This window comes from Gordonia namibiensis NBRC 108229 (assembly GCF_000298235.1).
Lineage (GTDB): Bacteria > Actinomycetota > Actinomycetes > Mycobacteriales > Mycobacteriaceae > Gordonia > Gordonia namibiensis.
The window spans coordinates 1-21,515 of record NZ_BAHE01000004.1 but is presented as its reverse complement, the minus strand read 5'-3'; the positions used below and the strand labels follow the sequence as shown (position 1 = coordinate 21,515).

Annotated in this window: 18 protein-coding genes and 1 pseudogene; 13 read left to right on the top strand and 6 right to left on the bottom strand. The window is 60.6% G+C overall.

Features of this window, described 5'->3' with window-relative positions; genetic code table 11:
• Positions 1-197: 197 nt before the first annotated feature.
• From GONAM_RS22315 to GONAM_RS02235, 4 genes are all read right to left on the bottom strand, one after another.
• Positions 198-1,295 carry a DUF222 domain-containing protein gene (locus GONAM_RS22315; RefSeq protein ID WP_006865156.1) on the bottom strand — a complete coding sequence of 366 codons (1,098 nt, stop codon included), beginning with the start codon at positions 1,293-1,295 and terminating at the stop codon, positions 198-200.
• Between the two features lie 240 nt (positions 1,296-1,535).
• Positions 1,536-2,162, bottom strand: a complete 627-nt coding sequence (locus GONAM_RS02245; protein ID WP_006865155.1) for a LysE family translocator — start codon at positions 2,160-2,162, stop codon at positions 1,536-1,538.
• A 58-nt stretch (positions 2,163-2,220) separates the two neighbouring features.
• The gene (locus GONAM_RS02240) at positions 2,221-3,048 is read right to left on the bottom strand and encodes an SGNH/GDSL hydrolase family protein (RefSeq protein WP_006865154.1); all 828 of its coding nucleotides are present in this window, start codon (positions 3,046-3,048) and stop codon (positions 2,221-2,223) included.
• Positions 3,049-3,142: 94 nt separating this feature from the next.
• Complete coding sequence (locus tag GONAM_RS02235; RefSeq protein ID WP_006865153.1) at positions 3,143-4,237, bottom strand: lipase family protein; 1,095 nt, start codon at positions 4,235-4,237, stop codon at positions 3,143-3,145.
• 198 nt (positions 4,238-4,435) lie between these two features.
• Here GONAM_RS02235 and GONAM_RS02230 point away from each other — a divergent pair, with 198 nt between their 5' ends.
• The 3 genes from GONAM_RS02230 to GONAM_RS02220 are packed head-to-tail and all read left to right on the top strand — an operon-like array spanning position 4,436 to position 8,518.
• Positions 4,436-6,208: a glycosyltransferase family 2 protein gene (locus tag GONAM_RS02230; RefSeq protein WP_040535125.1), complete on the top strand. Its 1,773-nt coding sequence runs from the start codon at positions 4,436-4,438 to the stop codon at positions 6,206-6,208.
• Entirely contained in the window at positions 6,205-6,387 is a 183-nt protein-coding gene (locus tag GONAM_RS02225; protein ID WP_006865151.1) for a hypothetical protein, read from the top strand. Before GONAM_RS02230 ends, GONAM_RS02225 begins: the two co-directional genes overlap by 4 nt.
• Before the next feature lie 16 nt (positions 6,388-6,403).
• Positions 6,404-8,518, top strand: coding sequence for an acyltransferase family protein (locus tag GONAM_RS02220; RefSeq protein WP_006865150.1), 2,115 nt, complete (start codon positions 6,404-6,406; stop codon positions 8,516-8,518).
• A 208-nt stretch (positions 8,519-8,726) separates the two neighbouring features.
• On the opposite strand, the gene GONAM_RS22880 is transcribed toward GONAM_RS02220, so the two are convergent.
• Together GONAM_RS22880 and GONAM_RS23015 are read right to left on the bottom strand one after the other, a co-directional pair.
• Positions 8,727-9,026: a hypothetical protein gene (locus GONAM_RS22880; protein ID WP_006865149.1), complete on the bottom strand. Its 300-nt coding sequence runs from the start codon at positions 9,024-9,026 to the stop codon at positions 8,727-8,729.
• A gap of 62 nt (positions 9,027-9,088) precedes the next feature.
• Positions 9,089-9,955 (bottom strand): glycoside hydrolase family 26 protein, encoded by an 867-nt coding sequence (locus GONAM_RS23015; RefSeq protein ID WP_280985333.1) that lies wholly within the window; start codon positions 9,953-9,955, stop codon positions 9,089-9,091.
• A 776-nt stretch (positions 9,956-10,731) separates the two neighbouring features.
• Here GONAM_RS23015 and GONAM_RS02205 point away from each other — a divergent pair.
• The 10 genes and pseudogenes from GONAM_RS02205 to GONAM_RS22820 all read left to right on the top strand — a co-directional run.
• Entirely contained in the window at positions 10,732-12,315 is a 1,584-nt protein-coding gene (locus GONAM_RS02205; protein ID WP_157159126.1) for a sugar transferase, read from the top strand.
• Complete coding sequence (locus GONAM_RS02200; protein WP_006865146.1) at positions 12,315-13,616, top strand: UDP-glucose dehydrogenase family protein; 1,302 nt, start codon at positions 12,315-12,317, stop codon at positions 13,614-13,616. The genes GONAM_RS02205 and GONAM_RS02200 overlap by 1 nt, the downstream gene beginning before the upstream one ends.
• A 48-nt stretch (positions 13,617-13,664) precedes the next feature.
• A complete protein-coding gene (gene gmd / locus GONAM_RS02195) occupies positions 13,665-14,687 on the top strand; it encodes a GDP-mannose 4,6-dehydratase (RefSeq protein ID WP_006865145.1) in 1,023 nt (340 codons plus the stop codon).
• Positions 14,688-14,696: 9 nt separating this feature from the next.
• On the top strand, positions 14,697-15,671 hold the full coding sequence (locus tag GONAM_RS02190; protein WP_006865144.1) for a GDP-L-fucose synthase family protein: 975 nt from the start codon (positions 14,697-14,699) through the stop codon (positions 15,669-15,671).
• 32 nt (positions 15,672-15,703) lie between these two features.
• Entirely contained in the window at positions 15,704-16,735 is a 1,032-nt protein-coding gene (locus GONAM_RS22620) for an alpha-1,2-fucosyltransferase (protein WP_157159125.1), read from the top strand.
• Positions 16,736-16,913: 178 nt separating this feature from the next.
• Positions 16,914-18,008, top strand: coding sequence for a lipopolysaccharide biosynthesis protein (locus GONAM_RS22310; RefSeq protein ID WP_083876368.1), 1,095 nt, complete (start codon positions 16,914-16,916; stop codon positions 18,006-18,008).
• Positions 17,944-18,924 carry a glycosyltransferase family 2 protein gene (locus tag GONAM_RS22305; RefSeq protein WP_083876367.1) on the top strand — a complete coding sequence of 327 codons (981 nt, stop codon included), beginning with the start codon at positions 17,944-17,946 and terminating at the stop codon, positions 18,922-18,924. The genes GONAM_RS22310 and GONAM_RS22305 overlap by 65 nt, the downstream gene beginning before the upstream one ends.
• 20 nt (positions 18,925-18,944) lie before the next feature.
• Positions 18,945-19,865: a glycosyltransferase gene (locus tag GONAM_RS22300; protein WP_157159124.1), complete on the top strand. Its 921-nt coding sequence runs from the start codon at positions 18,945-18,947 to the stop codon at positions 19,863-19,865.
• A gap of 86 nt (positions 19,866-19,951) precedes the next feature.
• Positions 19,952-20,929, top strand: a pseudogene (locus GONAM_RS23075) (O-antigen ligase family protein); the annotation flags it as partial.
• A 375-nt stretch (positions 20,930-21,304) separates the two neighbouring features.
• Positions 21,305-21,515, top strand: a 211-nt coding sequence (locus tag GONAM_RS22820) for a Wzz/FepE/Etk N-terminal domain-containing protein (RefSeq protein WP_040535118.1), incomplete at its 3' end; no start/stop codon positions are given.

The following is a 21,515-nucleotide window of genomic DNA, read 5'->3' as shown; positions in this document are numbered from 1 at the left end:
GTGATCGTGGCGCTCCCGACTGGGTTCGCGTTCGCCGTGTGGGCGATCGCGGGATGGTTGCTCGACGGTAGTGCGTTCTCGCAGTTCTCCTCTCAGTACGGGAACTCGGCGCAGGTCGCGGTGGCCGGGATCATCTCGGCGGTCGACGTGGGGGCGGGTCCCCTGGGGGAGGTCGTCGTCGCCAACCTGTTGGGGATTCAGCCGCTGTTGCCGGCGGCGCTGGTGATCGTCGGCTGGCTCGCCATCCGCCGGCGGAGCATCGATGTCGCGGTGGTCGGTGCCGTGTTCGGTTCCGTCCTGGCGTTCCAGATCCTGGCCGTCATGACCGGATCGACGTTCGGATGGTTCCGCTGCGCTGGGAACAGGCGCCGTTCGCGGCCCATCTGTAGTGGCACGGTCTCGTCGTCGATGATGGCCTCGATCAGGGTTCCGTCGCAGGATAGTTGTCGGGCGATGGCGTGGGTGACGGATCCGGTCCAGGGGAGGGTGGCTGGGTCGCCGGTGGCTGGGATGGTCAAGATCGTTTGGGTTCGTGGGGTGCCGATGGTGTCCATCGCCGCACCGACAGCCGCTTGGTCCAACAGCACCTCGAGTGCGTCCGCGCGGCGCTGGGCTGCAGAGCGACGATCAGGCGCGCCGTCGGGTTCGGCACGGGGCACGGAGCGTTCGTCGATCATGGAGATGAACTTCTCGCCGACGGTCTGTGTCACGTTGGCGTGGATCTCGACTCGACTGTCGTCAGTCACATGGTGGGACAACACATCCAGGGTTCGGTCATCGCTCGCTGGGATGCCGCCCTCGTCGTCGGCGATGGTGTTGCCGATCGTCTGGGCGCGTCCGAGGATCTCAGAAGGCGTGGCACCGGACAGGGCCTGGGCAAGGAGGTCGCTCTCGTGAGCACCCCGATCGGAGTCGGAAAGCGCTGTGGGTGAGCGCTTCTCGATTGTGGCCATACCTCGGACGATGGCGTCGACGACCTCACCGGACAGCCGACCGTCGGCTGCGTAGGCCTCGACCTTGCTCAACGTCCCGATCACCGAGGCGATCCGAACAGTGCGCGTCGACACCACCGGTGCGAACCCCATCTCGATGAGCAGCTTCTTGGTGGTCGACCCCGCTTTCTCTGCGACGCGCAGACGATCGAGTTCGGCTGTCCGCGAGACGATCTGATGATCGATCACGTTGCGGATCAGCCGCAGGGTCTCGAGTTGTTCGTGTGTAGCGTGACCAGTGGGGTCGTCCGCGGGTGGGGCGATTCCCGAGAGTTGGTCGAGGAGGGATTCGAGCGGTGCCATGAATCCTTTGTACACGAACATATGTTCGAATGCGCGAGAACTTTCAACCTTTTTTCGTCGAGTTTCCGCTGCTCACAGGATGTTTCACTCCTGCGAAAGAAAGCGTGCAACATCAGTGAACAGAAATCTCAGAGGTAACAAATAGGTGTGGACAAACAGTGGTTTATGCACAATATGCGGCGAGTTCCACGCCAAGGGCATCCGAAGGGCATGTCGGGGTCCCGCGGGCGATCCCGTACGTCAGCGGTGGGCTGTCTGCAGAGCGATCGCGGTGCCGAAGCCGGCGAGCACGGTGCCGGTGACTCGGTCGATCCCGCGTCGGACCTTGGGTCGTACGAAGGTCGTGCTGAGGCGGGACAACAACGCAACATAGGTGGAAAGCCACGCGATCGTCAGGCCGGCGTGGATTCCGACGAGTAGAGCAAGAGAAGGGCCGACGGGCCAACCCGCCGGGACCAGCTGGGTGAGGACGCTGGTGTAGAAAACGGCGATCTTCGGATTGAGGAGGTTGGTGATCATCCCGGTGCGTAGGGTCGGAACCCGGCGCGTGCCGGCCGCCGTGTCTGCGGTGTAGTTCCTGAGATTTCGACTCCGCCACAATGTGCTGATCCCCAGATAGATCAGGTAAGCCGCGCCCAGGAGCTTCACGACTGTGTAGGCCTCGGCAGACGCGGCGAGTAGGGCGGATAGTCCGACGACCGTCAACGCGCCCCACACCAGCAATCCGGCACCCACGCCGACGGCGACCTTGAAACCCGCTGCCCGTGTCCCGGAGACTGCCGCCTGCGTCACGACGGCCATGTCGGGGCCGGGTGCCACGGTCAGGAGTCCGAGAACCGCTGTGGCGGTGAGGAGAGCAGAAATCACGGAATGAGTATGACCCACGCGGTCGAGGGGTTGAACAGGCGCTGAAGCCTCGAAACCCCTACGCCTGCACCTCGAAAGCCTTGAGAACCGTGGTCGCCCAGAGCTGCTGTCCGGCAGCGCTCGGGTTGACGGTGTCCTTCAGCAGCGGCGCGAGCGACGCGTCGTCGGTGGGGAAGGCGGAGTAGACGTCGATGACCTGGATGCCCTCGGCGTCCATGGCCGACGCGAAGCCGGCGGTCACCTCACCGGTGTTCTTGCCCTGGGCCGGGCTCTGCTTGATCGCGACGAGATCGGCGTTCGGGTATTCCTTGCGGAGTTGTGCGATGAGCGGCTGCAGTTGCTCGGCGAGCGGTGTATCGGCATCCTGGGTATGTCCGAAATTAAGCATGATCAAATCCGGTGTGACATCCGCAGGAATCATCTTGTCGAGATTGTCGAGCGCGTAATCCGCGTCTTTCCCGGAGGCGCTGCCGTTCCAGAATCCGATCGGTCCGTTCGGACCGTCGCCGAGTCCGACCATTGCGCCGTAGTCATTGGTCGTGGTGTTCCAGAATTTGGTCGCCATTGGCCGCTGGAGCGTCTTGCTGATCGCACTGCCGACCTTGGGAGCCCAGCCGTCGCGAGCGGCACCGGTCGAATCGCCGAGCAGCACAATTGTTCTGGGCTCGGCGGAGTGCGCCTTCGCGTCCTCGATGAATGCGAGGGTGGCGGGCTGCTCGAGCGGGGTTGAACTGGTGGGGGCCATCTGCGACGCCGTGTCCGACGACGGGGCGGTGCGGTTGCTCGACACGATGAGACCGACGACGAGGACCACTGCACACACGACCATGACGATCCATGCCCAGATCGGTGCAGAACCTGCAATGCGCTTCACGGCATTGAACATTTAACCAGTCTCCCAACCCGCGTTTCTCGTCCAGCGACTTTGTCACCATAGCGGCCATTTTCCGACCGCGCGCGAGGCGTCAGGTTCGTTTGTTTCAACAATTACTTGGTGCGGGCAATCCTGCAACTCGGTCGCGGACCCAGGCCGCCATAGCGGGGCCGGGATCGACGATATGCCCCTGCAGTTCCTGTCGGTCACTCAGTACCCGATCGCCGGCATCGCACGCGCGTCTCAACGTGTCTTCCATCACATCGACCGGTACGACGTCATCGGCGGCGCCGTACACCGCGAGGATCGGCACCTCGGTCGCGGTCCGGGGGAGGGCGTAGGCCGCGAGTCGGTCGTGCAATGTCTGCGCGGCTTCGGGCGTCACGGCGCCCAGTGAGGTGTTCTTGGGCACGGACAGCAAAGACACCGCGGTGCGCTCGTCTCCGCACTGCGGTACGGCCGAGGTGTCCAGGGCGGAGAGGTGGTCGCCGGGTTTCACCGCCGGATCGGCCTGCGAGACTCCATGCACGACCAGCGGATACAGGTGCTGCTGGGCCCGGGTAAGCGTGTTCTCCTGGGCTCGCGTCGCGAAGTACTGCGGGTCTAGCAGCGGTGCGACGGCCACGACACCCAGCAGCTCACCGCTGCCGCCCCCGTAGCCGCCGAACTCCTCGGCAGCCGACCAGACCGCCGCGCCACCCTGCGACCGGCCCGCGGCCAGCCAGCGAGGGCTGATGCCGAGTCCGGTGGACTGAGCCGCCCGAACGGAGTCGATGACGTTGTATCCGGCGGTGACCGGCTCCAGGTACGGGTGCGGAGCCTGTTGTCCGGTGCGGGTACCGAGTCCCTGGTAGTCGGTGGTGACCACTGCGTATCCCGCGTCGAGGAAATCTCGGACCGCGGTCAGGTCGCCGAACATGTCCGCCTGGTCCGACGGCGCGCAATCGGGAGTGATGCCGGTGGTTCCGTGCGCGTAGGCGATCAGAGGCCAGCCGCCGGCCGGGGGAGTGGGCCCCGGAACGAACACCGCGCCACCCACATTCGTCGCCGAACCGTCGACCCCGGAGGTCGACCGGTAGACCAGCCGCTTGGCAACAGTGCCGTCCGGCAATGACCACGCCTCAGGAATGTCGTCCGTCCGGACGATTCCGCCGCGCTGCTCCACGGCCTCCGCGCTCAGCTTCACCGACGTCGACGACACCGTCGAGCTGGACGCGCCCGCCGTCGAATCATCGTTCGATGTCGACGTACATGCGGCGACCCCCATCCCGAAAACGGACACGACGGCGACACACACGCCGACGGACCGAGCTCGGCCCCACCTGGATTTCACCCGGAAACGGTAACCCGTCCATTCCTGCGGTTTGCGTCGACGTATTGGTTGAATGATTCTGAGTGGGTGGAGCTGACCGTCGGGACCCGTACAACAGGTGCGTCGTCCGCTGACCGCTCCGGGCTCATCCACGACGATCCGGCGGTTGCACGCAGTGGTCGACGTCACACCGAACCACCCGTGTCGCAGCATGATCCCCAGTTCGTCACCGCGCCGACCGACGACGAGGTCTACGAGTACCTCGGGCCGCAGATGCGCTGGATTCAGCTGGTTCTGATCGCCGCATTCCTGCTGGTCTCTGTCTCACTTGTCGCATTTGCCACCACCCACGTCTGGCTGACGCCGGTGCTTTTTGTCCTCATTTTGAATGTGATCGGCAACACATTTTCTTTGTTAACCGGGATGAACAAACGACGGGTGACGTGGGCGTCGCATCAGGAACGCGTCACATCCTGGAATCCGCACGACGGCCGCTACCCGAGCGTCGATGTCTTTCTCCCGACGTGCGGCGAAAGCCTGGAGATCCTGCGGAACACCTACCAGCACGTCGTCGCGATGAACTGGCCCGGACGACTGTCGGTCTTTGTGCTCGACGACGCCGCGCGCGAGGAAGTTCACGATCTCGCAGCGTCTTTCGGATTCGACTACGTCGTTCGTCCGGACAGAGGACACCTCCGCAAAGCGGGCAACCTCCGGAACGCGTGCAAGATCAGCCGCGGTGAATTGATCGTGATATTCGACGCCGATTTCTGTCCGCGTGCCGATTTACTCGGACATTTGGTCCCCTATTTGGACGACCCACAAGTCGCAATTGTCCAGAGTCCGCAATGCTTCGCGACCACCGAGTCGATGGGCTGGATTCAGCGGACCGCCGGCGCGACGCAGGAGTTCTTCTACCGCTGGGTGCTGCCCTCACGTGATCGGATCGGTGCGGCCAACTGCGTCGGCACGTCGGCGATCTACCGACGCAGCGCACTGGACCGGGTCGGTGGCTTCGCCGAGATCGAGCACAGCGAGGACCTCCACACCGGCCGCCATGTGCAACAGGCCGGCTACACGATCCGCTACGTGCCGGTGGTGCTGTCGCGCGGCCTGTGCCCGTCGGACCTAGCCGGCTTCCTCAACCAGCAGTACCGCTGGTGCCAGGGGACGCTGACGCCGATCAAGAACAACCGACTCGTCGATCACCCGCAGTCGCAGACCCTCCGCCAGCGCATCGCCCGCTGGGCCGGCGTCCTGTACTACGTCACCACCGCGCTGAACGTCTTCCTGCTCTTCCTACCGGGCGTCATCATGGCCGCCTTCTATCCCGAGGACGTCCGGCCTGTGCAGCTGGTTCCGTTCCTGCTGGGGCTGTGGGTGTACGTGGTGCTGTTCCCGCTGGTGTCGCGCACGCGTTGGCGCTTCGAGGTGCTGCGCATCCAGATGGCGTACAGCTACGCGCATGCGGTGGCGATCTGGCACAAGATCATCGGCCGGGAGATCGGCTGGGTGCCAACGGGTGCGATCGGCAAGTCGAACTCACTGGCCCGTTCCATCGCCTGGCTCGGCGCGACCGTGCTCGGGGCGTCGTTGCTGGCGTTCTGGGTGTTCATCGTGCGGGACGTGATGGTGTACGGGCTCGCCCAGTTCTGGATGATGGTCGGACTGGTGCTGGCCTACACGTATCTGGCGTTGCCGCTGTTCGTCGAGTTCGTGAAGATCCTGATCCCGCGGCGTCGTAGCAGCAGCGCGGAAGTCGAACCGGAGGACATCGACGCGACCGACGCCGCTACCGACTACGACGATACCGAGACGGTGCAGTTGAGGAAGATCGACCCGAAGGAGATCGCCTCATGACGCCGGTCGGTCCCGCACCCGACGACGCCCGCCCCGCAGCCACTCCCAAACGCCCGACCCCGACCAACTGGAACCGCATCTCGGTGTGGGAGGTCATCGGGTACACGTGCGTGATCCTGTTCATCGCGGCGATGGCGCTCGGTTGGTTCGATCTCATGCTCCCGTGGGACACGAAGTGATCGGACGGGCGAGGGCATGACGTACGACGCTCCGACGAAACCGATGGCCGCACTCACCGTTTCGTCGACGCAGGAACCAGCCGAGACGCGCGTGACGCCGCGGACCTTCTTCGACGACATCGCCGGCCTGCGCGGTATCGCGGTGTTGCTCGTGGTTCTGTTCCACTCGCACGTCCCGTACCTGACCGGCGGATTCGTCGGCGTCGACGTCTTCTTCGTGATCTCCGGCTTCCTGATCACCGGCCTGCTGGTCCGCGAGTACGAACGCCACGAGCGGATCTCGTTGCGCAGCTTCTTCGCCCGACGCGCCCGCCGCATCATCCCGCCGGCCGCCCTGGTGATCGTGGTGTCGATCATCGGCGCCGCGATCTTCATGCCGCTGCTCAAGGTGTTCAAGCAGGCCCTCGATCTGCTGGCCGCGGCAGCGCAATTGTCGAACTGGCATTTCATCGAGCAGAACGCCGACTATCTGGCCGGCGCGATCGACGGCAGCCTGGCGACGCACTTCTGGTCGCTCGCCATCGAGGCCCAGCTGTACTTCATCTGGCCGTTCCTGGTGATCGGCGCCGGTGCGCTCGCCACCCGGACACGACTGCGCGAACGACTCTCGGTCCGCTGGTCGGTCGGGATCGCGGTGCTGCTGGTCAGCGTGGCGTCGCTGGTGTGGGCGATCGTGCTGACGCCCACCGATCCCGCGACCGCCTACATGGCCACCTACACCCGCGCCTGGCAGTTCGGCGTCGGCGGCCTCGTCGCCATCGGAATGCCGGCCCTCGCACGACTCGGTGGACTGCGCGCGAGTAATCCCGTTGTCCTCGTGCTCGGTTGGGCCGGTCTGGCCGGCATCGTGGTCGCGGCGTTCATCGTGAACGCGCACACGCCGTATCCCGGTACTGCGGCGCTGCTCCCGACCGCGGGTGCCGCGCTGGTCATCGCCTCCGGTTGTGCCGTCGGTACGGGTTCGCTGTTCGTCGGACGGCTGCTGGCGACGCCGCCGCTGAAGTTCCTCGGTCGGGTCTCGTATGCCTGGTACCTGTGGCATTGGCCTGCGATCGTGCTGTACGAGGCGGTCGTCGGGTCGTCGAGCTGGCCGGTGCTGCTGGCCGTGTCGGCGGGGTCGCTGGTGCTCGCGACCATCTCGACGCTGCTGTTCGAGGAACCGCTGCTGCGCAACCGCGAGCTCAAACGCAATGACTCGGCGTCGATCTCGCTGGGCCTGACCGGCGTCGTCGCAGCCCTGGCGGTCACGATGACCGCCGGCGTGATCACCGTGCAGGTGGCCAGCCGCGACACCGTCGCGAACGCGTCGCTCACGTATCAGTCGGTGTTCGGCACCGACAGCGGCGAGCAGTCCGGCGCGGTGACGCCCAACCCGTTCCAGGCGTTTGACGACCGGCCCGAACCGTTCGAGTGCCTGATCCCGGTTGGGGACACCGCGCCCCGCACCGACTGCGCCTTCGGTCCGGCCGACGGCATCCCGGTGGTGCTCTTCGGCGACAGTCACGCCGACCAGTGGGCGCAGGCGATCCGCAACCTCGGCGCCGACCACGGCTGGCGCATCCACCAGTTCACCAAGGCCGCCTGCCCGGCCCAGCACCTGCGGCCGCAGCCCCGCATCCCGGACCCGTACGTGAAGCCCGACTGCCAGGAGTGGCGCGAGGAGACGCTGAAGCGCATCGCCGAGGTGGGCCCGCGGATCGTCTTCGTCTCGTCGCTGTCGACGTATGTGCCGGATCGTGTGGTCTCCGAGGCTGCGTGGACGCACACGATGATCCAGCTTCGGAACACCGGCGCCAAGCTCGTCTACATCGCCGACACGCCCTACCCGGGTTTCCAGGTGGCCGACTGCATCTCCGGCTCGATGGACGACTGGACAAAGTGCGAGTTCAACTTCGACGACTACCCGCGCATCGAACCGATCACCGACGTCGTGTCACGTGACGAATACCAGGACGTGACAACGGTCAGCGTCAACGACCTGCTGTGCGAGGGCAACTCGTGTTTCGCCGCGCACAACAAGATCCTCTTCTACCGCGACGACTCGCACCTGACGGCTACGGCCGCGCGGGTCCTGGAGCCGGCGCTCCGCGCGCAGCTGGATAAGCAGAGGTTCGACTACAACGCGCGGTGACCTCCCCGCCCCCGCCGGTTGAGTAGGTGAGGAGCCCCGCATCGCTAGTTGAGTAGGTGAGGAGCCCCGCATCGCTGGTTGAGTAGGGGAGGAGCGAAGCGACGAGCCGTATCGAAATCAGCTACGTCACCCCTCGCTCCCTGAGGTGCGACGAGCGCTAGCGAGGAGCCACGAAGGGTTGGTGAGCCAAGCTCCTCAGACAGCCCACCTACTCCTCATACCGCCGCCGTTCCCGCGTACGGACGAAAGTAATTGCGGCAACCAGGACTCCGACGATCGACAGTATGTCCGACTCGGTGAAGCCACGGCCGACGGTCACCGTGACCAGAATCCGGCCCTCGATCGGCCCGTTCCCGAACAACCACGCCACGGACAGAACCGTCAGAACCGCCGCGGCCCGATGTGAGGGACGCGCAAGGCACCAAGCTCCGGTAACGAACAGGAGGTTCAGCAGCACCAACGCGTGAAACACCGAGGGATCGACGGGCACGAATGGTTGAGCTGGCATCCGACAAGTATCCCTGCCGTCTGTGCTCCCGCAACTCACTGGTGCCCCACAGATCTAGGGCGTCAACCAGTCTGGGCGCCGCCCATCCAGCGAGCTAGTCCAGCGCGAAAACTCCGAGTGCTGGCAGGCGTCGAGTTGAACCTCCAGTCCCGTTCCTTATCCATCTGGAACCACAGGAAGCCCGCCACATTCGCGCGGTCCTCTATCAGATCGAAAAAGTCAGTGATCCACTTGGCCTTCAGATCGGGAGTGGCGCCGTCGGCGCAGCCGACCTCTGTAATGAGGATCGGGCGACGGGTACTGACCTGGCCCAACACGTCGAGACTCTTGAGGAAAAGCTTGTCTACGGACTGCCACTGATGGCCAGGAGACTGACCCCAGTTGTAACCGTCCAGACCGAGGTAGTCCACGACGTCATCTCCGGGGTAACAATCGACGAAATCCCGAGTGCCCTCGGTGATTGTGTTTGGAGCCCAAACGAACCGGACATTGGGTGCCTTATCGGCGATGATCGCATGCATCCGCGACCACGCGTCGCGATACTGCTGCGGGGTGTTGCCCCCAACTCCGATCGACCACGGGTACCAGGTGCCGTTCATCTCCTGCGCGAACCTGAGAAGCGCTGGCCGTTCCCAAGCTGCGAGCTGAAGTGCCCACCTTTCTAAGTCCGCGTCGTGTTGACCTGATCCGATGCTGGAAAGCGTGAACTCCCGCTGGACGTTCCCCTCCGCAGGTCTCCACGGCTCGAGCGTAATGAGTGGAACAGCCTGCGCGCCGTGCACTCCACTTATTCCCGAAGTTGACAGAGAATCTTTGGTCGACGCGTAAAGGGTAAGAATGTTGGGTCTGAAGTTGGCAAGCTCTTCGAGCCTTCCTAACGATGTCTGAGCACTGCCCGAAGCGATGCCCGGTAAGAAAGCGCCCCACATGCGGCGGGATGACGACCAGAGGTCGCTGGTCGCCCGAACGTCGGTGCAGCTCGTGAGGCCCACTGTCATCGCGCCTAGCGAGGCTGCGAGCAGGGTTCGTCGGGTAAGGAGTGGGCTGACAGACAACCGGGGTGAGTCGCGACTCATTGCCACATTATCTCGTAGGAGCTGATGTCTTCGTCTGGCGCCCAACATGGGTCGTCGGGTGCCATGCGTAACTGGTGTGGGCCGACAACACACATATCGAACCTGAGGGCGGCGCGTAGGTTCACCACCCGGTACCTGCTTTCTCGAAATTTGTGTTCCTGAACTGGTTCGCTGTATTCAGACGGAAAAGGTGGCTAGGCCGCGGCAGGAAGTAGCGACCGTAAATCCAGGGCAGCTAATAGTTCAAGTTACTAACGAGTCAATGTCCGTTTTTGTGACATGTTCGGACTAACTAAGGGGTAATTGGTGACCAAGGTCACAGTCCATGCGGTGTGCGAAGGCGGTGGTCAATGTGTCCGCCTGAGGCGCGACAGGACCTCGTTTATGCAGGTAGGGGCTGTCGCGTAGGTCGAACGTACGACGGTCGCAGGCGGTTGAAACGACTGGTTAAGATGCGCGTAACCAGAATGGTGATCGCGGAATGCTGTAGGTGTGAATTCGAGGGCGGCGGGCCGGTTTCAAGTTGTGAACTTCGGACCGGTGGAATACTCTTTCCTCATTCATTCGGAATCGTGAAGAAGTAGCGCGGATCCTGGCAATCTGCCCGGCCACATTGGTCCGACTGTCGTATGTATTCTCATGAGATTTCGAGATTCTTTGAGCGTGGACGAAAGGTGGCGACCTTGGCTGACCGGCAGGCCGTGAACGTAGAGGGTGGACCATATCTGCGTCGTCGCACACGGCCGACTGCTCAGGCTGAGCCCGCGAGGGGCAAGACTCAGGGTTGGGTACATGGGTACCTGGTTCGTGTTGCTTGGACTGACGCGCTCATCGTTGCGGCGTCGGTGACGATTGCCCAAATTGTGCGGTTCGGCGCCGACAACGCGATGGCATCGGCAGGCGCCCTCGATGCGCCGGTCACGATAGTGTCCGTCGTGCTAGGCCTGACTTGGGTCGGCGCACTCCGCGCTTTCCAGACACTCGACCGTCGGATCATCGGAGCCGGCACTGCAGAATACAGCCGTGTTGCGACAGCGTGTTTCGCCGTTTTCGGGATGCTCGCGATTCTCGACCTGCTATTCAGGCTAAATATCGCGCGAGGGTTTCTGGCTGTCGCGCTCCCACTCGGCACGCTGGGGTTGCTAACTGCGCGTTGGGGTTGGCGGAGACGACTGTCGTGGCAACGAGCTCACGCGCAAAACCAAGATCAGTTACTCATCGTGGGTGACCCTGAGGCAGCACACCCTCTGGCGAAGCGCCTGGTGAAGAGGCCGACGTTGGGCTACGAGGTGGTGGGCGTCTGCCTGCCCCCAGGGAGGCACTCCAAGAGCGGTAGTTTGGCGGTAGGGGAACATAGCCTTCCCGTCTACTCTCACTTCGAAAACATTAGCGATGCTGTCAGGGCCTGCTCCGCAGATGCTGTCGCGATCACAACACCGTCACCTGGACACGAGTTCATCCGTGAATTGTCTTGGGAACTAGAGGGTCTAGGTGTTGATGTCCTCGTGGCTCCCGGCGTAACGGACGTTGCCGGGCCGCGGATGATGATGCGCCAAGTAGAGGGCCTTCCGCTGTTGCATATCGACAAGCCGCGCTATGGCGCCTCCCAAACGGTCTTAAAGACGAGCTTGGACTATGTTGTTGCCCTGGTCGCAATCCTGTTAGCCGCACCGGTGATGTTCGCTACCGCGATCGCTATCAAAGCGCATGACGGTGGTCCGGTCTTCTACCGACAGTTGAGGGTTGGCAAAGACGGCCAAAGTTTCAGGGTCTGGAAGTTCCGGTCGATGCGGCCGGAAGCAGACAAGTTCCAAGCCGGAGTGTCTGCGGCGGCGCCCGGTGTTGCGCAACGGTCGGTGTTCTTCAAGGCGGAAGACGATCCGCGGATCACGCCTATCGGCAGATTTATTCGACGCACCAGCATTGACGAACTGCCCCAGCTGTTTAACGTCCTCACCCGTGATATGAGCGTCGTGGGCCCGCGCCCGCTCGTTCCTGGCGAAGGTTCCGAAATTCCGAACTTCGTCGAGCGTCGCCTGCTTGTGAAGCCCGGTATCACCGGCTTGTGGCAAGTCTCTGGGCGGTCAGACTTGGCCGAAGAAGACCGAATCCGACTCGACTTGGTCTACGTCGAGAACTGGTCCATTATGCAGGACCTAACAATTCTCTGGAGAACCGTGAAAGCTGTATTGAAGAAAGATGGTGCCTACTGATGCGGATGGTTGTCCTGGGCTTGGGCTACTTGGGTGCTACACACGCTGCGTGCATGGCCGAACTCGGCCACGAAGTGCTAGGCATCGAGGTTGTACCAGAGAAGCGTGAACAACTGGCCGCGGGAATCGTGCCGTTCTACGAGCCCGGTCTTCCAGATCTTCTTCAGCGGCATATCGATTCCGGTCGTCTCACGGTTTCGGGTTCATACAGTGAGGCTGCGGACTTTGCTGATGTCTTCTTCATCGCGGTTGGAACGCCCCAGAAGAAGGGCGAGTACAGCGCTGACCTCCAATACGTCGACGGCGCGCTCGAGGAACTCGTTCCACTGCTCACGAGAGATGCACTGATACTGGGTAAGTCCACAGTGCCAGTCGGAACTGCCCAGCGCCTCAGCGAGCGTGCGGCTGAATTGGCCAAGGACATCGATGTCGAGATCGCCTGGAATCCTGAGTTCTTGAGGGAGGGGTTTGCAGTTCAGGACACCCTCCATCCGGACCGTGTTGTTGTCGGATCATTCGAAGGTGGCCGGGCAGTCGCGGTCTGCCAGGAAATTTACAGCAATATTATTGGCGCCGGAATACCGTTCATTACCACTGACCCTCCAACGGCTGAGTTGGTGAAGACGTCTGCGAATGCATTCCTGGCAACAAAGATTTCGTTCATCAACGCGATTGCGGAAGTTTGTGATGCCGCAGGTGCCGACGTCAAAGCGATCGCAGACGCCATCGGCTACGATGCCCGAATCGGGCGCAAGTTTTTGAATGCTGGCGTAGGTTTCGGTGGAGGCTGCCTACCGAAGGATATTAGGGCGTTCATGGCACGGGCCGGCGAGCTCGGTGCCGCTGAGGCTCTCAGTTTTCTTCGAGAAGTCGACAATGTGAACATGCGCCGTCGAACGCGCCTGGTTGAGCTGACCCGTGAGGTGTGTGGCGGGTCGCTGCTGGGAAAGCGAGTAGCGATCCTAGGGGCGGCATTCAAACCAGAATCGGACGATGTACGTGACTCTCCGGCACTGAATGTTGCGGGACAGATCCAGCTACAGGGTGCATCGGTGTCCGTGTACGATCCCAAGGCAATCGATAACTCGCGCAAGCTGTTCCCCACGCTCGACTATGCAACATCGGCGCTGGGTGCATGCGATATGGCTGATGTAACACTGGTGCTAACCGAATGGCCGGAGTTCCTCAAACTGAGTCCCTCCGAAGTTGGAGTGCGAGTAAGGCAGCGTGTCGTGATCGACGGACGTATGTGCCTCGACTCGGACGCATGGACCGCTGCTGGGTGGGCCTACCGGGTGTAGGGCCCAAACAGAAATTATTACTCGATTTCGGCTCGATCTAGGAATTAAATGAAAAAGGCACTGATTACCGGAATTACTGGCCAGGATGGCTCGTACTTAGCGGAATTGCTCTTGTCGAAGGGCTATGAAGTACATGGCTTGATTCGACGTTCCTCGACGTTCAACACGTCAAGGATCAATCACCTGTACGTTGACCCGCATGATCCCGAGGCTCGTCTGTTCCTGCATTACGGGGACCTGAGCGACGGGGCCCGGTTGGTGACGCTGATCTCGACCATTGAACCGGACGAAGTCTACAACTTGGCCGCGCAATCCCATGTGCGTGTGAGTTTCGATGAGCCCGAACATACCGGCGATACGACGGGTATTGGCTCGATCAGGCTCCTCGAGGCAGTGAGACTGACAGGAGTGAACTGTCGGTTCTACCAAGCATCTAGTTCCGAGATGTTCGGGGCGTCCCCGCCCCCGCAGAACGAAGACACGCTCTTCTACCCTCGGTCTCCCTACGGGGCGGCAAAGGTCTACTCCTACTGGGTGACCCGCAACTACCGCGAGGCATACGGAATGTTCGCGGTGAACGGGATCCTGTTCAACCACGAATCACCCAGACGCGGTGAGACGTTCGTGACACGCAAGATAACCCGGGCTGCTGCCCGTATCAAGGCCGGTATCGAGCAGCATTTGTACATGGGAAACCTTGACGCTGTTAGGGACTGGGGGTACGCGCCCGAGTACGTCGAGGGAATGTGGCGGATGCTGCAGGCGGATCAACCTGACGACTATGTCCTTGCAACCGGTGGTAACAACACTGTTCGAGACTTCCTCATCACCGCTTTCGAGCACGCTGGCCTTGATTGGGAGGAGCACGTGCGTTTCGATGAGCGGTATTTGCGGCCGACCGAGGTCGATGCGTTGATCGGCGATGCTAGCAAGGCGCACGAGATTCTGGGCTGGAAGCCGTCAGTCATGGCTCCCGACCTCGCTCGAATCATGGTCGATGCGGATATTGCGGCACTTGAGTGCGAGGGCAAGCCGTGGATTGACCGACCTGTGCTGGACTACTGGAACTAGGGGAGCATCATGAATGATGCGAAGAACACGGTACAGCCGCTCGACAAGGCTGCGAAGATCTATGTCGCCGGCCACCGAGGCTTGGTCGGCTCGGCGATTTGGCGTCTGCTTGAATCTGACGGGTTCGCCGGCCTGGTGGGTCGGACGCACAGCGAACTTGATTTGACCGATCGCGAAGCGGTTTTCCGTTTCTTCGATCGAGAGCAACCCGAAGTTGTGGTGCTTGCTGCCGCGAAAGTCGGAGGAATTGTTGCAAACAGCACCTATCCCGTCGACTTTCTTTCAATCAATTCGCAAATTCAAACAAACGTTCTCGACGCCGCGTTAAATATTCGGGTTCCGAGGCTCCTTTTCCTGGGTTCCTCTTGTATCTACCCGAAGTTTGCCGAGCAGCCCATCCGCGAAGACTCTCTGCTCACTGGTCCTCTCGAACCAACCAACGACGCGTACGCGATTGCAAAAATTGCCGGAATACTGCATGTGCAGGCCGTGCGCCGACAGTACGGATTGCCTTGGATCTCGGCGATGCCCACCAATTTATACGGTCCGAACGACAATTTCTCGGCGACGAGTTCGCATGTACTCCCGGGGCTTATCCGGAGGTACGAGGAAGCGCGTCGGGGTAGCGCTGCCTACGTGGAGAACTGGGGAACAGGTACGCCGCGGCGTGAGTTGCTTCATGTTGACGATATGGCTTCTGCCTGCATTCACTTGCTGAACCATTTCGATGGGCCGCAGCAAGTCAATGTCGGCACTGGGCGGGACCATTCGATTGCCGAGATCGCGCAGATGGTGGCCGACGCGACAGGGTTCACTGGCGAAACTCGCTGGGATACGGACCGACCGGATGGAACTCCACGGAAGCTCTTGGACATCTCAACGCTCGCAGGAACGGGGTGGGAGCCGAGCGTTGAGCTCGCGGACGGTATCAAGGTGACCGTTGATTGGTACCGAGCAAACTTCGCATCTGCAGATGCGCGGTAGTGCGAGTGAATGCAACTCAAGAAGGTGAAAGCGTGGTAACCCCGGTCAGCTACGGTGATCGCGATCGCGAGGGCCTGCGCGGCACGCCGCCCGAGTCCGTGCATCATTCGGTTAACGGTGCATCTCACGAAGCAAGACAACTCCGGTCTGCATCGGCAGAGTCATGCGACTCGGGTTCTCGCCGGGGGACGATTACAGTCGAACTGACTGGCGGACTCGCCAACCAGCTCTTTCAATGGGCGGCTGGTGAGATCCTGGCCAAGGAGTTCGAGACCGAGTACTCACTGGACGCCCGTAAATTGCAGCAAGCTGGACAGCGCGGCTATCAACTCGAAAGCATCCTCACGTCGGATGCCCCAGTGGTCTCTCTGGGACGAATTGAGCGCTTTACGTGGAGGGGTGGGGCCTACATGCCTTCGGTCTCGCGTCCACTACTGCGCCGAATCTCCATGGTTGCTAGCAGGGCTCGGCATCTTCGGAGTTCCGTTGTCTGCAACTATGCGGAAGCGCGCGATGCGCTTGGTGAAGGAAAGTCCATCGTTCTAGCATCGTTCTTTCAGGAACCGCAGGAACTGCTGAAGTATCGAGATTTTCTCCGATCAAAAATTAAGCTTCCTGAAGTGCGCGGGCAGGTTGCGAGGGCGACCGGAGGTGAAGATCGGTACGTCGCAGCGCATGTCCGTCGGGGGGATTACGTCTCTGTCGGAAAGTATCTGGCGACATTTGGAATCTGTAGCGAGTCGTATTACACAACCGCCTTGGCGCAGGCTAACCGGGACCTCCCCGTCTTGATTGCGACCGACGACCGTGCATGGACGCAGGACTTCATTGACCGAAGTGAGTTTTCGGGATCCGCGATGATTTCGGGTTTCGAGGATCACTACAGCGATCTTTCGCTTTTGGCTAGCGCAGGTTACCTGGTGATGTCGAATAGCACATTCTCTTGGTGGGCTGCGTTTTTAGGCGAGCACGAGGCAGTGTTTGCACCGGAGCCTTGGTTCACCGATCGATCTCGAGAGCACGGGCTCTACCTCGACTCTTGGGTGAAGATCGATCGTGACTAGTCCACTGCGAGCCGTTACGAAGGAGCGAAAAAGGTATAGAGGCATAGGTAGACGTCTTCTCGAGATCAGCCTGTACCTTGCTTCACCACTCGCCATCTTCGTTACCTCACCCATCCTGGCGCAAGGGCTTGGGGTAGATGACCGGGGTGTTCTCGGTATCGCTCAATCGGTTTCGATAATGGCAGCTTCGATTGGCGCCTTCGGTCAACCCGAAGTGTTCTTGGGCGGGCATCGGGAGGACGATAGTGCACTGCTTGCAAGTTCGGTCGTTGTCCTGACCGGGACCCTCGCTACCATGACGGCGGGCACGCTAGCTCTGTTCGCGATGTCGGTGCCAGCACCTGTCATCTTATGTGCGATGCTTCCCGTTCCCTTTGTTGCGTTGGCTCAGACGTGGCGCGGCATTGCGATCGTTCGCCGGCAGTTAGTTCTACCTGCCGCGACCAGCGGACTTGCTGCCGTGTTTCGTATTCTTGGCCTCGGTTTGTTAAGCCTTCGTGGGATGTTGGGTACCGCGAACGCAGTGCTCGTCGTGCAGGGCGCGGTCGGTCTAGCGGGATGTGGGTTGTATGCCAAGGACGTCGTGTCACGGGGGCGTCGCGAACTAGCTAACAATTTTCAGTGGTCTACTCTGTGGTCGTCCATTCTTATTTGTGTCAAACGTGGCATTCCGGTAGTTGCATTTACATCTCTCACGGCTATAACCTTGAGATGTGATTTGATTGTGCTGGACCGCTTGGGTACTGCGGAGCAACTGGGCATCTATTCCGCTGCGAGTGCATTAGCTGGATCAGTCCTGGTGGTCTCAGGGGCCTTCAAGAGCCGAATTCAAGCTGCCGCATTTGGCGCCGACGCGGTTCGCGAAATCTTCCGAGAGCTCAAGGTGTTAGCAGTTGTAGCGGTTCTGGGAGTAGTTGTCGGCGTGTTGGTCTCACCACTCGTAGTCACATTGCTCTTGGGGCCCGGTTACGAGGCCGCGACACCAGTTCTCCGGATCCTGACAGTAGCTGCGGCCGCCCTACTCTTTATGGACACAGCGCAGGGAATGCTCGCCGCCTTGGCCCTTCGCCGCAAGCTCTTGGTCGCAGCGACCATTGGTGCGCTTATTACTGTGCTGAGTCTTGTAACGCTAGTTCCCTTTTTCGGAATGTACGGTGCAGCGATAGCGACGGTCCTTGGATATTCAGGGGCCGCGGCAGCTGGTCTCCATGCTGGCATTCGAAGCATTCGCGAAGACGGGACTAAGGAAGTGGAACGCGATGGAGATCGTTAATGTTGTGATACCGACTCTGGGCAAACGGGGCCCTGAGCTCGCACGTGCGGTTGACTCCGCACTAAACCAAGATGGAGACTTCCACGTTCGAGTGACCGTCGTGTTCGACGGCGACGAAGTGCCGGACGAGCTCGCTAGCGATCTGGCGCAAAAGCAAGATTTGACTGTGGTTAGCAACCCGTCGAGGCGACTCGCGGCGAGGACAGTGGGCGCCCGCCTCGGGACCGCGGATTACGTTGCATTCCTTGACGACGATGATTATTGGTTTCCGGATAAGCTCGCCGTACAGGTGGCCCGAGCTAGGATGCTAAGAGAGCGTGGCCACGTGCCAATCATTTCTTCGCGCGTTGATCAGTTTGTTCTGAAGAATTCGCAGACGATCAACAATGTCCCTGACACGGCAATTACTCCGAGTGATCGTGTCGAGGATTACTTGTTTAGAAAACGGTCGCCAAGTGTTCGACGCAATTCACTATTCACATCGACTCTGTTAGTTGACGGCAATTTGGCTCGCGCCGTTGACTGGCGAAGAATCCCCCGTCACCAGGACTGGGACTGGCTCCTGCGTGCGCAAGATGAAAAACGTGCAGTCGTATCTCAGGTCGAGGAGTCGCTTGTCATGATCCAGGTTGGCTCCGAGTCTTCCATCTCCGCGAGTAGCGACTGGCGGGCGTCTGCAGAGTGGGCAGACACCGCCCTCAAGGCGCTAGCTCCGGGTATTCTCAGTGACTTCTATGCGGCGCAAGTGCTGCGATATGCCTTGGCGGATCGTTCTCTGCTTGGGTTGAAGGTGGCTGCCCGCGGAATCCGGCGATCGGGCGCGCTTCCCTCATTTTCTGCTGTCTTGGTGGGCCTGTCCGGTGCGGTGCCACGCGGTGTTGCTGAGAGGATCTTCGGAAGGCTGGGTCGATCATGACGCATGTGCAAGTCCCTGCGATGAGGGAACAGCAGAACAATGAGCTGAAGATCGTTGTGGCGATACTGACTTACAACCGTAATGAGGGCCTTCGGGACTCTGCCCGTTCAGTACTTGATGACATTATAAGCAGCGATAATTCAGGCATCATCGCCACAGTGCTGATAGTGGACAATAATCCCACGCCCCAGGACTTCTCAGACCTTATCGAGGGCTTCCAGATTGAAGTTTCCTACGTTCATGTAGCTGAGCCTGGGATTGCGGCTGGGCGTAACGCTGCTGTGGAGTTCGCAGAAACCAACGCTTACAACCTTCTCGTGTTCATCGACGATGATGAAGTCGTCGCTCCCGGCTGGTCTAACGCGCTTGTCGCTACCGCGCTTGAGTATGGGGCCGACGCAGTGTTCGGACCTGTCGAGCCCGAGTTCAGCGAGGACTGTCCCAAGTGGGCGAAGCGATTTGGGTTCTTCGAACGGCCGCACGGTGTAACGGGTGGTCCTGTGCGTTGGCCGGCAACCAACAACGTCGCCCTCCGTACTGATGGCGCGCTGCGCGGAATCAGGTTTGACGATCGCTGGTCGTCAACGGGTGGCAGTGATAGCCGCTTCTTCCATGACGGGCTGTCCAAGGGTGCATCGTACGTCTGGTGTGAAGACGCGGTAGTTCACGAACGAATCGGGGTCCAGCGGGCGAATATGCGATGGCTCTGGCGACGTGGCGTACGCCTAGGCAATGTTTCAGCACGTTTGAACCCAAGGCAACTCAAGGCGCCGGTTCTCGTCGGTGCTGCTATCGTGAGGCTGGCGGTCGCCCTTCCAGTCGCAGCCGTATACGGTGTCGCGAGCCCTCGCCGAGTGGGGCCGACGGTCATGAATATCCCTAAGGGCGTGGGGATGATCCGGTACCTGTCAGGTCGGCTGGAGAATGAGTATGCGCGCTGAGCCCAACACAGTTGTTGGGGAACCCGGATTGAGTTCGCTTGTGGCTATCGCCATTCGGTGATGAACTGTGGAAACGGAACTGAACTATGACTGCAGTCGCTGCAGCAACTAACCGCCTTAGGTCGGTTTCTGGCGTATGCCATGCCGTATTGCTGATAGTGGCACTAGTTATATTGCAGTTTCCGAAATTTATCTCGGGTGCTGGTTCGATCCTTGTTTTGTTCTTAGGGTTGTTGGCTTGTTGGTTGTGTAGGCCGCGGCTCATGGTTCTTCGTGGCTGGTCGATTCCGTTCTTTCTCATAACCGTCCTGTCGATCGGTTGGTCATCGGCTCGAGGCGAGTCGGTCTGGGCGGCCTTTTCATTTGGTGTCGTAGCGGCCGCTGGACTAGCGGTCGGTGAATTCTTGAAGTTAGAGGATGTCCTTCGAGTTATTCACCTCGCTACCCTCGGTATCGCGTCGATTTGCCTACTGCTAGGTGTAGTGGCTTCCTGGTATGCGATTCACTCAGGCCCAGCCTATTCGGGCACCCTTACTGGTTTTTATGTCTCTAAGAATGCGCTTTCGTTCGTAATTCTAGTTGGATTTTCGGCGGCTATCTATCGCCCGTTGCGGTCGGCAGGCGACAGACTTTTGCTTTGTGCGTCGCTTGTTCTGTATTCCGCCACTCTTGCGTGGGCCCAGTCTGCCACGGTGTTGGTATTGGCCGTCTTGGTACTGGTGGTCCGCGCGCTCTATGGACTCAGCTTGCGTGCGAGTAGATTGTCGAGAACCGTTGTCTATGCGGTTTCGCTGCCAGTTATTGCAGCCGGAGTTATCTGGAGTGGTTGGATTCTGCGAACTTGGCTGGATTTCCTCGATCGAGACATAACGTTTACGGGTCGGACGGATATATGGCAGGCATCCATCGCCGCCTGGCGAGAACGGCCATATTGGGGCTCAGGGTGGGGTTCGTTCGCGAGTGACCCATTGATATCTCAAACGCAGTTTTCGTACTACGGCTGGGTGCGTGCTCACGCTCACAGTGGATATGTGCAGGTGCTGACGGAGTTGGGCGCGGTAGGTCTGTGCGCCATTGTTCTATTGATTGTCGCGGTTTTTATTCGGGCCGTTCGCTATGTGCGGAGATTTCCGAGTGCCGCCAGTGGCTGGGTTATTGCTGCGCCGATAATTTTTGCCGTGTACAACTTTGCGGAGCAGTCTATGCGACTGCTTCCGCTATTCATATTAATGGTGGCTTACGGTGTGACCTACCGTGTGACATCGCCAAACAAGCCAAGTTCACATAAGGCTGAGTCGATTAGTCCGATGCCTGAACCCGCGAAACAAGCACCGAGGGGCTCCCGCGCTTCAGCTGGGGGGCTGGAGTGGTTGTCGCCCTCAGCACCTGGCTCGACCGCGGAGTCTCAGTCATCTCCTGACCATCGAAACGAGGTATCCATGAGTATCAGTGAATCGCCGGACGCTCGGGGGCGAGAGGCGTCGACTCGGTACGCACTCGTCGTGGCGAGGCTTGCGCGACGGTGGTGGATCGTCGTCACAAGTGGTCTCGTCGCCGCCGTCGTAGGAGTTGGATTCTGCTTGCTGCAGACTCCGATCTACGCAGCGTCGGCCACGTTGTACGTGACGGCAAGCTCCGACTCGAGCGCGG

Bases quoted from the DNA above. Each gene is read 5' to 3' on its own strand.
- GONAM_RS02220 (WP_006865150.1), top strand. From the start codon at position 6,404: ATGACGTACGACGCTCCGACGAAACCGATGGCCGCACTCACCGTTTCG.
- GONAM_RS22305 (WP_083876367.1), top strand. From the start codon at position 17,944: ATGCTGGCATTCGAAGCATTCGCGAAGACGGGACTAAGGAAGTGGAAC.
- GONAM_RS02190 (WP_006865144.1), top strand. From the start codon at position 14,697: ATGAATGATGCGAAGAACACGGTACAGCCGCTCGACAAGGCTGCGAAG.
- gmd (WP_006865145.1), top strand. From the start codon at position 13,665: ATGAAAAAGGCACTGATTACCGGAATTACTGGCCAGGATGGCTCGTAC.
- GONAM_RS22310 (WP_083876368.1), top strand. From the start codon at position 16,914: ATGGCAGCTTCGATTGGCGCCTTCGGTCAACCCGAAGTGTTCTTGGGC.
- GONAM_RS22315 (WP_006865156.1), bottom strand. From the start codon at position 1,295: ATGGCACCGCTCGAATCCCTCCTCGACCAACTCTCGGGAATCGCCCCA.
- GONAM_RS02240 (WP_006865154.1), bottom strand. From the start codon at position 3,048: ATGTTCAATGCCGTGAAGCGCATTGCAGGTTCTGCACCGATCTGGGCA.
- GONAM_RS22880 (WP_006865149.1), bottom strand. From the start codon at position 9,026: ATGCCAGCTCAACCATTCGTGCCCGTCGATCCCTCGGTGTTTCACGCG.
- GONAM_RS22300 (WP_157159124.1), top strand. From the start codon at position 18,945: ATGAGGGAACAGCAGAACAATGAGCTGAAGATCGTTGTGGCGATACTG.
- GONAM_RS23015 (WP_280985333.1), bottom strand. From the start codon at position 9,955: ATGTGGGGCGCTTTCTTACCGGGCATCGCTTCGGGCAGTGCTCAGACA.
- GONAM_RS02200 (WP_006865146.1), top strand. From the start codon at position 12,315: ATGCGGATGGTTGTCCTGGGCTTGGGCTACTTGGGTGCTACACACGCT.
- GONAM_RS02205 (WP_157159126.1), top strand. From the start codon at position 10,732: ATGTATTCTCATGAGATTTCGAGATTCTTTGAGCGTGGACGAAAGGTG.
- GONAM_RS02225 (WP_006865151.1), top strand. From the start codon at position 6,205: ATGACGCCGGTCGGTCCCGCACCCGACGACGCCCGCCCCGCAGCCACT.